Source organism: Acetobacter vaccinii (assembly GCF_008365315.1).
GTDB classification, from domain to species: domain Bacteria; phylum Pseudomonadota; class Alphaproteobacteria; order Acetobacterales; family Acetobacteraceae; genus Acetobacter; species Acetobacter vaccinii.
Window position 1 is genome coordinate 761,425 of the sequence record NZ_CP043506.1, and the last position, 12,623, is coordinate 774,047.

General features: G+C 62.0%; 13 protein-coding genes. 8 read left to right on the forward strand and 5 right to left on the reverse strand.

Features of this window, described 5'->3' with window-relative positions; all coding sequences use genetic code 11:
* Nucleotides 1-81: 81 nt before the first annotated feature.
* The 8 genes from FLP30_RS03395 (at nucleotide 82) to FLP30_RS03430 (ending at nucleotide 7,839) form a co-directional block, all read left to right on the forward strand.
* Nucleotides 82-276 (forward strand): hypothetical protein, encoded by a 195-nt coding sequence (locus tag FLP30_RS03395; protein ID WP_149278593.1) that lies wholly within the window; start codon nucleotides 82-84, stop codon nucleotides 274-276.
* Nucleotides 277-462: 186 nt separating this feature from the next.
* Entirely contained in the window at nucleotides 463-1,593 is a 1,131-nt protein-coding gene (locus FLP30_RS03400) for a flagellar basal body P-ring protein FlgI (RefSeq protein WP_149280187.1), read from the forward strand.
* Nucleotides 1,594-1,600: 7 nt separating this feature from the next.
* Nucleotides 1,601-1,939, forward strand: coding sequence for a rod-binding protein (locus tag FLP30_RS03405; protein ID WP_149278594.1), 339 nt, complete (start codon nucleotides 1,601-1,603; stop codon nucleotides 1,937-1,939).
* A complete protein-coding gene (locus FLP30_RS03410) occupies nucleotides 1,936-2,352 on the forward strand; it encodes a hypothetical protein (RefSeq protein WP_149278595.1) in 417 nt (138 codons plus the stop codon). Before FLP30_RS03405 ends, FLP30_RS03410 begins: the two co-directional genes overlap by 4 nt.
* Nucleotides 2,353-2,682: 330 nt before the next feature.
* Nucleotides 2,683-3,684 (forward strand): MotE family protein, encoded by a 1,002-nt coding sequence (locus tag FLP30_RS03415; RefSeq protein ID WP_149278596.1) that lies wholly within the window; start codon nucleotides 2,683-2,685, stop codon nucleotides 3,682-3,684.
* Between the two features lie 188 nt (nucleotides 3,685-3,872).
* Nucleotides 3,873-4,238 carry a flagellar biosynthesis regulator FlaF gene (locus tag FLP30_RS03420; RefSeq protein WP_246856579.1) on the forward strand — a complete coding sequence of 122 codons (366 nt, stop codon included), beginning with the start codon at nucleotides 3,873-3,875 and terminating at the stop codon, nucleotides 4,236-4,238.
* A gap of 381 nt (nucleotides 4,239-4,619) precedes the next feature.
* On the forward strand, nucleotides 4,620-7,172 hold the full coding sequence (locus tag FLP30_RS03425; RefSeq protein ID WP_149280189.1) for an FtsK/SpoIIIE family DNA translocase: 2,553 nt from the start codon (nucleotides 4,620-4,622) through the stop codon (nucleotides 7,170-7,172).
* 4 nt (nucleotides 7,173-7,176) lie between these two features.
* On the forward strand, nucleotides 7,177-7,839 hold the full coding sequence (locus FLP30_RS03430; protein ID WP_149278597.1) for an RluA family pseudouridine synthase: 663 nt from the start codon (nucleotides 7,177-7,179) through the stop codon (nucleotides 7,837-7,839).
* A 277-nt stretch (nucleotides 7,840-8,116) separates the two neighbouring features.
* Here FLP30_RS03430 and FLP30_RS03435 read toward each other — a convergent pair whose 3' ends face one another.
* The 5 genes from FLP30_RS03435 to FLP30_RS03455 all read right to left on the reverse strand — a co-directional run bounded on the left by FLP30_RS03435 (nucleotide 8,117) and on the right by FLP30_RS03455 (nucleotide 12,620).
* The gene (locus FLP30_RS03435) at nucleotides 8,117-9,193 is read right to left on the reverse strand and encodes a glycosyltransferase family 4 protein (RefSeq protein WP_246856617.1); all 1,077 of its coding nucleotides are present in this window, start codon (nucleotides 9,191-9,193) and stop codon (nucleotides 8,117-8,119) included.
* 76 nt (nucleotides 9,194-9,269) lie between these two features.
* On the reverse strand, nucleotides 9,270-9,941 hold the full coding sequence (locus FLP30_RS03440) for a glutathione S-transferase family protein (protein ID WP_149278599.1): 672 nt from the start codon (nucleotides 9,939-9,941) through the stop codon (nucleotides 9,270-9,272).
* Nucleotides 9,934-11,040, reverse strand: coding sequence for a tRNA 2-thiouridine(34) synthase MnmA (mnmA, locus tag FLP30_RS03445; RefSeq protein ID WP_149278600.1), 1,107 nt, complete (start codon nucleotides 11,038-11,040; stop codon nucleotides 9,934-9,936). Before mnmA ends, FLP30_RS03440 begins: the two co-directional genes overlap by 8 nt.
* Before the next feature lie 30 nt (nucleotides 11,041-11,070).
* Complete coding sequence (locus FLP30_RS03450) at nucleotides 11,071-11,385, reverse strand: ferredoxin family 2Fe-2S iron-sulfur cluster binding protein (protein ID WP_149278601.1); 315 nt, start codon at nucleotides 11,383-11,385, stop codon at nucleotides 11,071-11,073.
* A gap of 56 nt (nucleotides 11,386-11,441) precedes the next feature.
* Nucleotides 11,442-12,620, reverse strand: coding sequence for a cysteine desulfurase family protein (locus FLP30_RS03455; RefSeq protein WP_149278602.1), 1,179 nt, complete (start codon nucleotides 12,618-12,620; stop codon nucleotides 11,442-11,444).
* Nucleotides 12,621-12,623: the final 3 nt, after the last annotated feature.

A 12,623-nucleotide genomic window follows, 5' to 3' on the forward strand; every position in this document is an offset into this window, starting at 1 on the left:
TACCGACCCGCTGCAACACATGCCAGAAAAAGCGGCACCCACCCCTGCCAAAACGCACTGGCTGCACCCATCTGACACATCATGAACGACAGGATAAGGTTGATTGCCCCCGCCCTGTCCCGTATCTGGCTGACAACACCCACCACTCCGGCAGCGTGCCCCTGGCAGCATGCGGCCAGCACCGCCATACCCTCCACCGGGCCAGAGCAGACCTTGCCGTCACTCAACCCCAGGTTTCATAATGCCCTGCAAACACTACCCATTGTAGGAAACTGATGAGGCCCGGCAATGCGAATGTCATGGTCTGGCAGTATATTCTGTAGTAACATTCACAAGAGTTAGCAGAGCGACATGCGTCAGAAGGCAAGGGCAGACAATTCTATGAGGAAGCGCCTCAAGGCGGCCATTGACTATCGCGCTCATTCCCCCCGCGCGAACAGGCACACCCAAGGCGACAAGGCCATGACAGGCCTTGTGCACCGGGCACTGCGGCTGTTTGTCGTGGCGGCATTCGTCCTGACAACCTGCGTCCCCTTTACCCCGGCGCATGCCACGCGGGTGCGGATCAAGGATATTGTTGATTACGAAGGCGTGCGGGACAACCAGCTTGTCGGTTATGGCCTTGTGGTCGGCCTGCACGGCACGGGCGACCGTCTGACCAACACCATCTTCACGCGTGAAACGCTGATTGGCATGCTCAACCGTCTGGGCGTGAACATCCGTGACAGGATGATCCAGCTCCAGACCCATGACGTTGCGGCTGTCATGGTCACGGCCACCCTGCCGCCGTTCTCCCACGGGGGTGGGCATATTGACGTGACTGTTTCCGCCGTGGGTGATGCCCGTGACCTGACAGGCGGCACGCTGCTTGTCACGCCGTTGCAGGCTGCGGATGGCGCAGTCTACGCCGTGGCCCAGGGGTCACTGGTTACAAACGCCTTTACCGCGACCGGGCAGGCCGCCACCATAACCCGCAACATCCCCACCAACGGCCATATTGCCAATGGTGCCGTGGTGGAACGTGAAGTGCCTGTTACCCTTGGGGCTAACGGCATTCTGCACCTCTCGCTCCGCAATGCCAATTTCACCACCGCCACCCGGATTGCGGACATCATCAACCGTCGTGTCAGCCGCGGCATGGCCAAGGTGGATGACCCGCGCACAGTCTCCCTCGACATGTCCGGTTTTGACCCCTCGCAGACCCTGTACCGAATCGGGGACCTGACAGTTGAGCCCGACACCATGGCCAAGGTCGTGATTGACGAAGCCAGCGGCACGATTGTCATGGGTGACAATGTGCGCATCAGCACCGTGGCTATTGCCCAGGGCAACCTGACCATCCAGGTGACTGAAATGCCACAGGTCGTCCAGCCTGCCCCCTTCAGCAATGGCACCACCGCCGTTGTGCCGCAAACCCGTATTACCGCCAGCACGGACGACAGCCACCGGCTTGGTATCCTGCGGGAAGGCCCGACCCTGGCCAGCCTTGTATCCGGCATGAACGCGCTGGGCATGGGGCCGCGTGATATGATCAGCATTCTCCAGGCCATCAAGGCCGATGGCGCCCTCCAGGCCGATCTCGAAGTAAGGTAACCAAAGCATGAGCGTTGGAAGTCTCACATCCCAGGCCAGTCTTGCTGGCCAGCAAAGCGCCACGCAGCAGGCGACGGTTACTGCCAGCCAGGCGGAAAAGGCCCGCAAGGCGGCAACCGAGTTCGAGGGCATGACCATTGGCGAAATGCTCCAGCCCATGTTTGACACCCTGAATTCGACCGAAAGTGTTTTTGGTGGCAGCGGGGCTGAAAAACAGTTCCGCTCGCTTCAGGTGCTCGAAATGGGCAAGCAGATTGCCAATAGCGGTGGCATTGGCCTGTCAGACAGCATTTACCGGCAGATGCTGGCCATGCAGGAACAGGCCGACAAGCAGGCGCAATCATGAAGGCACCACAGGCCAAGGCTGAAGCCCAGCTTCTGCGCTGCTTCCGCTCCGTCTGCTCTGTGCTGGAGGAAGAGAACACACTCCTGGGCGCAGGCAAGCTGCAGGAAGTCGGCAAGCTGCTGCCCGCCAAACAGAAGGAAATGGCACGTCTGGAGCAGGCCCTGGCTGCCAGCAAGGAGGCCGCCGCCACTCCGGACGCCGTCTCCCCCGCAGCGGAGCAGGAAGCACGGCGCTTTGGGGCACTGGTGCGTACCAACCGCATGCTGCTGCAAGGGGCGATTGATACCCAGAATGCCATTATCCGGCTTGTTGTGACCGAAGCCCCGCAGGAAAACACCTGCTACGCACCGTCAGGCCATTACGTGACTCAGTCAGGCCTGCAAGACGCACTGGCGATCCGTAATGATGTCTGAGCATGGCCAGACCCAAAAGCCACGCCGAGTTAAAGATTTTGTAAAGACATGCCAAAGGCCTGTCCATGTCTTGACACGGCAACCCCCTTCGCCGCATCACCATAAGAGACAGTATTCCATGGCCTTCTGGCGGTATGAACGTAACGCCGGGGTCAGGAGTGGGAATGGTTCTGGCGCATGCGTTGAGCCTCTGGCCAGGAGCAGCATGACCGTGTCCAGACATTATGGGACCAGCCTTTCCCCGCTGCTCCAACTCTCGCGCTTCAGGCCCCAGCCACAGAAGCACCTTGTGACAACCGACAGAAAAAACTCCAAGCAGGCTAGGTTGTGATGCTGATACCCCGTCTGTCATTCGGGAAACTTGTGCATATCTCATCAAGCCTGATGACACTTCTTCTGGCGATGAACATGCACGCCCTTGCGGAACACTTCCGTGACGATGGCGCTGAATCCGGCGGGCAGTCCCTTGTCGGTCAGGCTATGGCGGAAGGTGCCTCCGGCGTTGCAAAAGCAGCAGCCGGGCCGGACAAGCCTGCCGTTGCCACAAACGACGGTCAGAACACCGAGGCCACCCGCAACGCGGCAGAAGGCTGGACCCCGCTGACCCCGCTGACCCCGCAGGGTGGGGATGATGCCTATGACACGCCATCCTCTCCCCCGTCCGCCACGGCAGATGCTGCCCAGACCCCGGCCACAGCCCCCCCACAGGCTGAGGCACAGGATTGCCCGAACAATATCTCCTGCGCGGGGATGAAACCGGGCGCCACCACAGTGGCCGCTGACCCTGCGACGCGCAAAGCGGAGACATCACTGGTCAAGGATATTCTGGCCCGTCAGGTTACTCTGAGCACGCAGGAAAAAGCTCTCGGCGAGCAAAAGCGCGTTCTGGACGCCGCCAAGCTGGCGCTGGAAGAAAAAATGCGCAACCTGGATGCAACGCTTGCACTCCTGGCGGAAAAACAGGCCGCGCACCGTGAAACTGTCTCCGCCGAGACCGACAGGCTTGTGAAGATCTATGAGGAAATGCCCGCCAAGGAAGCGGCGGCTGTTTTCAACATCATGGATATTCATGTGCTGGTATCGATTGTCAGCAAAATGACGCCGCGCAAGGTTTCCGCCGTCATGGGGGTGATGATCCCTGAGCGCGTCAACCTGATTTCCCAATATCTGGCCGGGGTGCGTACGTTCCGTCCCCCTCATGGTGGGGATGACGACACCAGCAGCCGCACGGAACAGACAGCCGATGGCGGTGACAGTGCCTCCTGGTGGCTGAAACCCCAGCCCCTTCAGCCGACCAACCGCTCACAGCCCCTCAAACCCTCACGGCAGTAAGGGGCCGTAAAGCAAAAGCCCCGGTCTGCATTTTTCAAATAACGGCACCTCCGACAACCCCTAGTCACGGCGGTTTGGGAGGTGTAAAGTTTTCTTGATGGCGCAGAATAAAATTATGCAGCCAGGCACAACACAATGGCATTGATGGCATGATGATGACGCACCCTGCAATGAGGGCCTATAAAAGCGTGGCAGGCTATTCCCTGTCAGGCAGAGACGCCGAAACCAGTTGTTTCAAGCTCCTGCTTGAGGATCTGGAAACTGCAGCCGCCACGCAGGATCTTGCTGTGCGCAATGCCGCACTGGACCGCCACCAGCGCCTGTGGTCGATGATCATGAAGGCCAACACCATTGAAACCGGCGTGACTGCGGAAGAAGACCGCCGCCTGTTTGTAACCCTGGCCAACAAAGCCCAGCGTTATGGTATCCGCGCCATTCTGGACCCGCAGGCCTCTCTGACGCCGCTGATTGAAATTGCCGAGAACGTCTGCGCGGGCCTGGAAGGGACAACTGCTTCCGATTCCCTCGATCTGGAAACCGACGCCCTATTCTAAAACAGGGTATTCTTCCCGCACATGTATTTGCCCCCAGCGTATTGACGCAACGGGGGCCATTGCCTCTACCCACACGGGTAAGCCCATCTGGCACTGGCTGGAATACCAGCCAGACAGACTCTCTTGTGCACGCCGCTACCTCCTCCACGCAGCCTTCCTCGTGCTCCACAATGTCCCCCTGTTGCCTCTATGTACTCCAAGGCGGTTCACAATAATCCGCCAGGGCTGCTATGAAGGAGGATCATTGTTTGCAACCCTCCGTTGGTGACAGCCTGACCCCTTCAGGCTCCATGTCCCGGTTTACGGAGTCAGGAATACGTATCATTGGCGCGCACAGGTCCTTCAAAAGCAGGCAGTTACACACCCTCCCCCCAGAAAGGCATGATCCGCCTGCGGCTGGAGGAAGCGGGCGGGCTTGTGCTGTGCGGGCTGGCCTGCGCGCTGCTGGTGGCATTAGCCACCTATAATCCCGCTGACCCGTCCTTTGACACTGCCACCACCCAGACACCCACCAACCTGCTTGGTGCCACCGGCGCTGTGCTGGCCGATGGCCTGTTGCAGGGCATTGGCCTGGGTGCGCTGCTGCCTTCCGCCATCCTGACCGCATGGGGCTGGCGCTTTCTCAGTCACCGGCTGACAGGGCGCGAGACCTGGGCTGTCTTTGGCATGCGCGCTGTGGCTGTGCTGTGTCTGCTGCCGGTATCGGGGGCGCTGCTGGCGGCCATTCCCCTTCTCTTTACAGCCCTGCCAGACATCCATTGGCCAACCGAGGCTGGCATTGGGGGGGGCATTGGCCATTCCATCGCGCAGTTGGCCATTTCTGCTGGCATGGCCGCAATCGGCCCGGCTGGAGGCATGGTGCTGTGGCTTATGGGGGGCTTGCTGTTCGTCCTGCTCATGGCGCTGGCTACCGGCCTTGGCCGCCATGAATGGGCGGCAATCGGGCGTGTGGTGCACATGCTTGTTACACTCCCCGGCAGGCTCGCCCAGCGCTTTGTGCGCTATTATGCAGCCCGTCCCCAGCCCGCTACCGACACGCCTTCAACCGGCTATGCCGCCCCCACCGGGGCCGACCCCTTTTATGGCAGCACACTACCGTCGGGCAGCCTGTTTGATGATGAGGACGAAGACACACCACCTCCTCCGCGCCCCGTCAGCCATGCCCCGGCCCCTGCCGCACCACAGGAAAGTTCCAGCAGCCGCGCCCTTGTGCTGAGCGGCCCTGAACCCACACCTGCGCCAGCACCTGTCCGCACCCCCGTGCCGCAGGCGGTTGCGGAACATGCTCCCATCGTCACCCCAGCGCCCCCGGTGCAGGACAAACCTGCCCGCAACGGACTCCTGGGACGGCTGTTTTCCGGCTCAACCAACCAGGAAGAAGAGACCGCAGCCCGTGCGGCAACTGCCAGCCGCCGGGGTGGGTGGGAACTGCCCTCCCTGTCCCTTCTGCGTCCGGCCCCGCTACATGGAAACTCCGGCCCATCGCCCGAAGTACTGGATGCCACCGCCCGCCTGCTGGAGCAGGTTCTGGCGGACTATGGTGTGCAGGGCAAAATTGTCGGCCGTAGTGCCGGACCTGTAGTAACCCTGTACGAACTGGAACCTGCGGCAGGCATACGCTCGGCCCGTATCATCGGGTTGGCGGACGACGTTGCCCGCTCCCTGTCCGTGCTGAGCGTGCGTATCGCCACCGTGCCGGGCCGCAGTGTCATGGGGATCGAGGTTCCCAACCACACGCGTGAAACCGTTTACTTGTCCGAACTGCTCAATCAGCCCACCTGGCGGGAAGACCCCGGCCAGTTGCCCCTGGCACTGGGCAAGGACATTGCCGGGGAACCTGTTTTTAGCGACCTGGCACGCATGCCCCATCTGCTGGTGGCGGGCACCACGGGCTCCGGTAAGTCCGTGGGGGTGAATGCCATGATCCTCTCGCTGCTTTATCGGCTGTCGCCGGATGAATGCCGCCTGATCATGATTGATCCCAAGGTGCTGGAACTGTCGATTTATGACGGTATTCCCCACCTGCTGACCCCTGTGGTGACGGAGCCGCCAAAGGCGGTGAACGCCCTCAAATGGGTTGTGCGGGAAATGGACCGCCGCTACCGCACCATGGCGCATATGCAGGTGCGTAACATTGCCGGCTATAACGCCCGCGCCGCCGAGGCCCGCGCCGATGGCGAAGTCGTGGTCCGTCGGGTGCAGACAGGGTTTGACCCCGAAACCGGCAACCCGGTGTTTGAGGAACAGTCCGTTACCCTCGACCCCATGCCCTATATTGTCGTGATCATTGATGAAATGGCCGACCTGATGATGACCGCAGGCAAGGAAATCGACGCCTGTGTCCAGCGTCTTGCACAAAAAGCGCGTGCTGCGGGCATCCATGTCATTATGGCCACGCAGCGCCCCTCGGTCGATGTGATTACCGGTACCATCAAGGCCAACTTTCCCACGCGTATTTCCTTCCAGGTCATCAGCAAGTTCGACAGCCGCACCATTCTGGGCGAACAGGGGGCCGAGCAGCTTCTGGGTCAGGGCGACATGCTGTTCATGCAGGGTGGTGGGCGCATTACCCGTGTCCACGGCCCCTTTGTGGCGGATAGCGAGGTGGAACAGGTAGTCGGCTTCCTGAAGGAACAGGGCGAGCCGATTTATGATGAGGACGTGCTGGCTGACCCGGTGGACGAAAGCGCCCCCTCCGGCAGCAGCAAAGGCAACAGCGGCGGCGACAATGCCGAAGGCGATATGTATCGCGAGGCCGTGGCTATTGTCACACAGGAAGGCAAGGCCTCCACATCCTTCATCCAGCGCCACCTGTCCATCGGCTACAACCGGGCAGCCAAACTGATCGAGCAGATGGAAAAAGAGGGCGTCATCAGCCGTGCCGACCATGTCGGCCGCCGCAAGGTGCTTGTCGGCCCCAATAGGGAGGACTAACACCATGGCGCTCCTGTCTGTCCCTTCGGTGCTGTACGAAAGCCCCCATGTTGTCATTATCGACAAGCCCGCGGGGCTGCCTGTCCACCCCGGCCCTTCTGGCGGCCCCAGTGTGGAAGACTGGTTTGGTCTGCTGTCACGCCGCAAGGATGGTCCCTGGCTGGCTCACCGGTTAGATACCGACACATCGGGCTGCCTGGCCATTGCCTTGCGCAAGCAGCCGCTTCTGGCTATCCAGCAGGCACTGGCCACCCACACGGCCACCAAAACCTACTGGGCTATTGTCAGCGGTGGTCCGCAGCAACCCCAAGGCCGTATTACCCTGCCGTTAGCCAAGGTGAACACGCCGACTGGCTGGCGCATGGTCACCACCGACCCCAAAGGGGCAACGGCTGCCACACGCTGGACAGTGCTGGGCCGGTCCGACGGGCTGTGCTGGCTGGAACTGGAACTGGAAAGCGGACGCACCCATCAGGCGCGCGTGCACTGTGCTGCCATGGGCTGGCCCATTCTGGGTGACAGCCTATACGGCAGCCCTCACCCGCAGGGGCTGCACCTGCTGGCCCGGAGCCTCAGCCTGCCACTATCCCCCACCATCAACGCCATTGCGCCGCCCCGTGCAGGCATGCGGGCTGCTCTCCAAGCCTGTGGCTGGCAGGAAAAGTAATCCCTTAACCGCTGGTTTTGTCCCGCCTTCACCCAGCTTACTGGGTACCCTCTGTCGGAAGCTGGATTTACCAGAGCTATTTTGGCTCCGGTAGTTTTCAAGGACGAGCAGGTCCATGGCTCCCTTAAGGGCGCGTTACGACGATAGGCTCTGGTTTCCTGCTACGGGGAAAACGATGCTGCGTGATTGTTTATTCAGGGCTCTGCCCTGAAACCCGGAAGGGACCAGAGGCCCCTTCACCCCGATTCCTATAGGGTGATCTGTCCGGTCCGTAGGATCAGTCCTGAAAAAGATTGCGCCCTGGCCAGGCCCGCACGACATCCGCCTGCAACAAGCCCCGGCGCGCGCGCAGGTCACGACTATCAAACTGACGGGCACGCTCAAGGCCAGCCTGAGCATAGCTTTCCCGCAATGGGGCATCGCACATCAGCCGTTCAAGCTGGGCGGCCAGTTCCACCGGGTCATCGGGGTCAACATACACCGCAGCAGGACCGGCGACATAGGGCAGCCCGCCATTGCGCGTCGTGACCAATGCAGCCCCGCTGCCCATGCCCTCCAATGCTACCGTACCAAAAGGCTCGGCCCAGCGACTGGGCACAACAAGGATAGCCGCCTTGCTCATGGCCTGAAGCACCGCTGCGTGCGGCTGATAACCCTGCACATCCACCCCCGCTGCCCGCGCCTTGGGCAGCAGGTTGTTCAGAAAGGGAGTCTGGGGCGAATCGTACCCGAACCTGTCCGCCCCCATCATCACAGCCCGCCATTGCGGATAACGGGGCAACAGTAGGCCGCAGGCCGCCACGTAGGAATCCACCCCTTTGTCGGCCACAATGCGCCCAGCATATAACAGCACGGGGGCACGCTCTGTCAGCGGCGTTGGGGGCGGCATCTGCGAAAAATCGAGACTGTTATGCAGCACCGTCACACACGCCTGCGTGCCTTGGCTGACAAAGCGTTCCCGTATCCATTCCGACACGGCCACAACCGCCACACAACGGGCCAGTTTTGTCCGCTCAGCCGCAGTACGGGCCCGCCGCATGCCACAGGGGTCATTATGCAGCACCAGCACCATGGGTAGGTTGGGAAAAACCTTGTGCAGGGCAAGGACCAAGTCCGGTCGGTTATGCACTTCCACCAGATCGGGGCCTAGCTGATTGATAAGCTGGCACACCCCTTTGGCGTATGCTGCTCTGGCCCCAAGGAGCGAAAACACCTTGGGAACTGGCCTGAACGGCACATCATCAAACACCGGGCCTGTTGGCATGGCCCCCACCACCGTTTCCCCCGGCAGCGCCATGCGGCGCACAAGCAGGGAAATGGCGCCCGCCCCGGTAAAGGCGAAACGCTCCTTCATCGGCAGGACTGTCAGAACACGCGGGGCTACGCCCGTACTGGTAGCACTGGCGAGATCGGCGATACTGGCCACGCCGTCAGGGAATGGTTTCATACATATCCAACTGCCAGCCCTGCGGTTCGCGGCTGGCCTCGTCCGCCCATTCACGCATCAAGGGGTGGTTCCGCACGGCCTGCATATAAGCCTGCGATTCCTCTGACAGGCCCGGCACCGCGTAGGACAGAAAGCGGCTGACGACGGGGGCAAACATGGCATCCGCATTGCCAAAAGCAGCCCCAAACAGATACGGACCTTCCTGCGCGTACTGGCGGCGCTGCTCGGTCCAGAGTGTGTTGATGCGGGCAATATCAGCCAACGCAGCCTCATCCAGCCCGGCCGCAAGGGGGCGGGCTTCCCGACCGAGGTTCATGGGCAGGGCCGAGCGAACACCACGGAAGCCTGAATGCATTTCCGCAGCAATGGACCGCGCCCGAGCCCGCTCACAGCGGTCGGACGGCCAGAGGCCGGGGGCAAACTCCGCACAGTATTCCGCAATGGAGAGGGAGTCCCACACCACAGCACCCTCATGCTCCAGATACGGGACACAGCCATTGGGGGACAGCGCCTTGATTTCAACCGTCTTGCCCCCACCGGCAAGGCGCAGAGCCTCGACCCGCACAGCCAGCCCGGCCAGACGCACACACAGCCAGCCCCGCAGGGACCAGGAGGAATACCGCCGTGTTCCTATGACAAGACGCCCGTCAACCATGTGCCATTGTTTCCTCTTGTTCCTGCACGGGCAACTCCGTGCGGCAGATAAATCCGCCCCCCAGAATACGACTGCCCTGATAAAAAACACAGGCCTGTCCAGGGGCGGGCATGGCAGGTTCGCTCAGAAACACAGCAGCCCCTTCGGGCGTGGGGACAACCCGTGCGGGCCGTGGCTCTTCCCGCGCTCGCATCTGCACCCGGCATTCCAGCCCTTCGGGCGGGGCATCCACCAGCCAGTTGACATCCCGCACCGCCAGAGTGCTGACAAATGCCTGCGCGCGCGGACCAATGATGACCCTCCGCCGCCCAGGTTCCACCCCAACAACCATCTGGCGCTCACCCTGCAGGCGGGCTGCATTGCCCAGCCGCTTGCTCTGCCCGACGGTAAACCGCATGACACCTTCATGCTGGCCGACAACGCGGCCGTTCTGGTCCACAATGTCACCCGGGCCTGCCATTTCAGGGTGCTTGCGCTCAACCAGATCGACATAAGACCCGTCACTGACAAAACACAGGTCCTGACTGTCGGGCTTGCCTGCCACCACCAGCCCATAGCGCTCAGCCTCGCGGCGGACACTGGCCTTGTCGGGCATGTCACCCAGAGGAAAGCGCAGAAAATCAAGCTGCGCGCGCGTCGTGGCAAACAGGAACCAGCTCTGATCGCGCGAGGCATCGACCGGCCGATGCAGTTCCGCCCCCTGTGGGCCTTCCACCCGGCGCACATAATGGCCCGTGGCCATGGCCCCGGCCCCAATGTCGCGCGCAAGGCCGAGCAGGTCGGTAAATTTCACGCCCTGATTGCAGGCGACACACGGCACAGGGGTTTCCCCCGCCGCATAGGCATCGGCAAAGCGGTCGATGACGCTGTCCTGAAAGCGCTGTTCCGCATCAATCACATAGTGGGGAAAGCCCAGCCGGTCGGCCACAGCACGGGCGTCACGGATATCCTGCCCCGCGCAGCAGGCCCCCTTTTTGGCGGCACCGCGCGCGTCATACAGTTGCAGGGTAGCGCCCACGACCTCGTGGCCTTCTTCCATGAGACGCGCGGCCACCACGGAACTGTCCACCCCGCCGGACATGGCGACAAGAATACGCATGGGCGGCTACCTTCCTGCTCTAACGCTGTGTCAGGCCTTGCGCGGCAGACGCACCACAAGGCCGTCAAGCGCATCGGTCATCACAATCTGGCACCCCAGGCGGGATGTCTTTTCCAGCCCGAAGGCCAGGTCCAGCATATCTTCTTCATCATCGGTCGGGGTGCCCAGCCGGTCGGCCCAGGCCGGGTCCACCACCACATGGCAGGTTGCGCAGGCCAGCGAACCTTCGCACGCGCCTTCGATATCAATATCGTGCTTATGCGCGATTTCCAGTACCGACAGCCCGACCGGGGCATCCACTGTGCGTTCCGTTCCGTCCTGTTCAACAAACGTCATCTGGGGCATTGGTTTCCATCCTGCCAAAGAAAAGACCCGGTCACGGCCGCACACTCAGGCCGCTGTTACCGTGGCGGTTGCGGCTGGTCCGCCGCCCGCGCCCGCTGGACAGCCTGTGCCAGACCCTCCGCCGCGCGCTCCGCATCGGCGGCTGAGGTAAAACGTCCGGGGGACAGACGCAAGCTTCTTCCTGCCTCGTCCATGCTCAACCCCATCGCACGCAGCACGTAGGAAGGCTCCAGCACGGCGGATGAACAGGCCGAACCCAAGGACACCTCCACCCCCGACAGATGCCCCACGACATCGGTTGCCTGCACACCCGCAGGCAGGCGCAGGCTGATAATACCGGGCAGGCGCGGGGCTTCGGTCGCATTGACACAGCAGCCCGGCAACACCGCAGCCAGCCTGTCCAGCAGCACGGCCTGCACATGGGCCAGATGTGCCCGGTCCTGCGCCAGCTCCGCACGGGCCACACGGCAGGCGGCCCCAAACCCGGCCAGCAGAAAGCCCGGCAATGTGCCAGAACGGAAACCACGCTCCTGCCCCCCGCCGGAAAACAGCGGTTGCAGGCGCACGCGCGGGTTGCGCCGCACGTACAGCGCGCCCACCCCTTTGGGGCCATACAGCTTGTGGGCAGAAATGGACCCCAGGGCCAGCTTCATGGTCCTGACATCCACCTCAACCTTGCCAGCGGCCTGGGCCATGTCAGAGTGGAGTAAAGCCCCTGCTTCCTGCACAAGCCCACCCAGCAGGGGCATGTCCTGCAAGACACCTGTTTCATTATTGGCCGTGCAAATGGACACCAGAGCCGTCGGTGTTGCTAGCGCATTGGCCAGCACTTCTGGCGCAAGGCGACCGTCAGGCTGTACCGGCAAAATAACAGGCTCAAACCCCTCCGCCCCAAGGTCGGACACACTTTGCAGCACGCATTTATGCTCGGTCGCCAGAGTAATGACCCGCCTGCGCACGCTGCCCATGGACGCCAGATGCCGCGCTGCCCCCTTGATGGCCAGATTGTTCGACTCGGTTGCGCCGGATGTAAAAATGATCTCACGAGTATCCGCACCAATCAGCGCGGCCACATCGGCCCGGGCCTGTTCCACCATCTGCGCCGCAGCCCGACCCGAGGCATGCGTGGTGCTATGAGGGTTTGCGTTTTCCTGTTCCAGCGCGTCCAGCAGGGCTTTGCGCGCACGCGGGTCGCAGGGGGTGGTGGCGGCGTGGTCGAAATACAATGCTGTCATGGA

Bases quoted from the DNA above. Each gene is read 5' to 3' on its own strand.
- mnmA (WP_149278600.1), bottom strand. From the start codon at position 11,040: ATGCGTATTCTTGTCGCCATGTCCGGCGGGGTGGACAGTTCCGTGGTG.
- FLP30_RS03455 (WP_149278602.1), bottom strand. From the start codon at position 12,620: ATGACAGCATTGTATTTCGACCACGCCGCCACCACCCCCTGCGACCCG.
- FLP30_RS03425 (WP_149280189.1), top strand. From the start codon at position 4,620: ATGATCCGCCTGCGGCTGGAGGAAGCGGGCGGGCTTGTGCTGTGCGGG.
- FLP30_RS03450 (WP_149278601.1), bottom strand. From the start codon at position 11,385: ATGCCCCAGATGACGTTTGTTGAACAGGACGGAACGGAACGCACAGTG.
- FLP30_RS03395 (WP_149278593.1), top strand. From the start codon at position 82: ATGAACGACAGGATAAGGTTGATTGCCCCCGCCCTGTCCCGTATCTGG.
- FLP30_RS03430 (WP_149278597.1), top strand. From the start codon at position 7,177: ATGGCGCTCCTGTCTGTCCCTTCGGTGCTGTACGAAAGCCCCCATGTT.
- FLP30_RS03440 (WP_149278599.1), bottom strand. From the start codon at position 9,941: ATGGTTGACGGGCGTCTTGTCATAGGAACACGGCGGTATTCCTCCTGG.
- FLP30_RS03415 (WP_149278596.1), top strand. From the start codon at position 2,683: ATGCTGATACCCCGTCTGTCATTCGGGAAACTTGTGCATATCTCATCA.
- FLP30_RS03410 (WP_149278595.1), top strand. From the start codon at position 1,936: ATGAAGGCACCACAGGCCAAGGCTGAAGCCCAGCTTCTGCGCTGCTTC.
- FLP30_RS03400 (WP_149280187.1), top strand. From the start codon at position 463: ATGACAGGCCTTGTGCACCGGGCACTGCGGCTGTTTGTCGTGGCGGCA.
- FLP30_RS03405 (WP_149278594.1), top strand. From the start codon at position 1,601: ATGAGCGTTGGAAGTCTCACATCCCAGGCCAGTCTTGCTGGCCAGCAA.
- FLP30_RS03435 (WP_246856617.1), bottom strand. From the start codon at position 9,193: ATGAAGGAGCGTTTCGCCTTTACCGGGGCGGGCGCCATTTCCCTGCTT.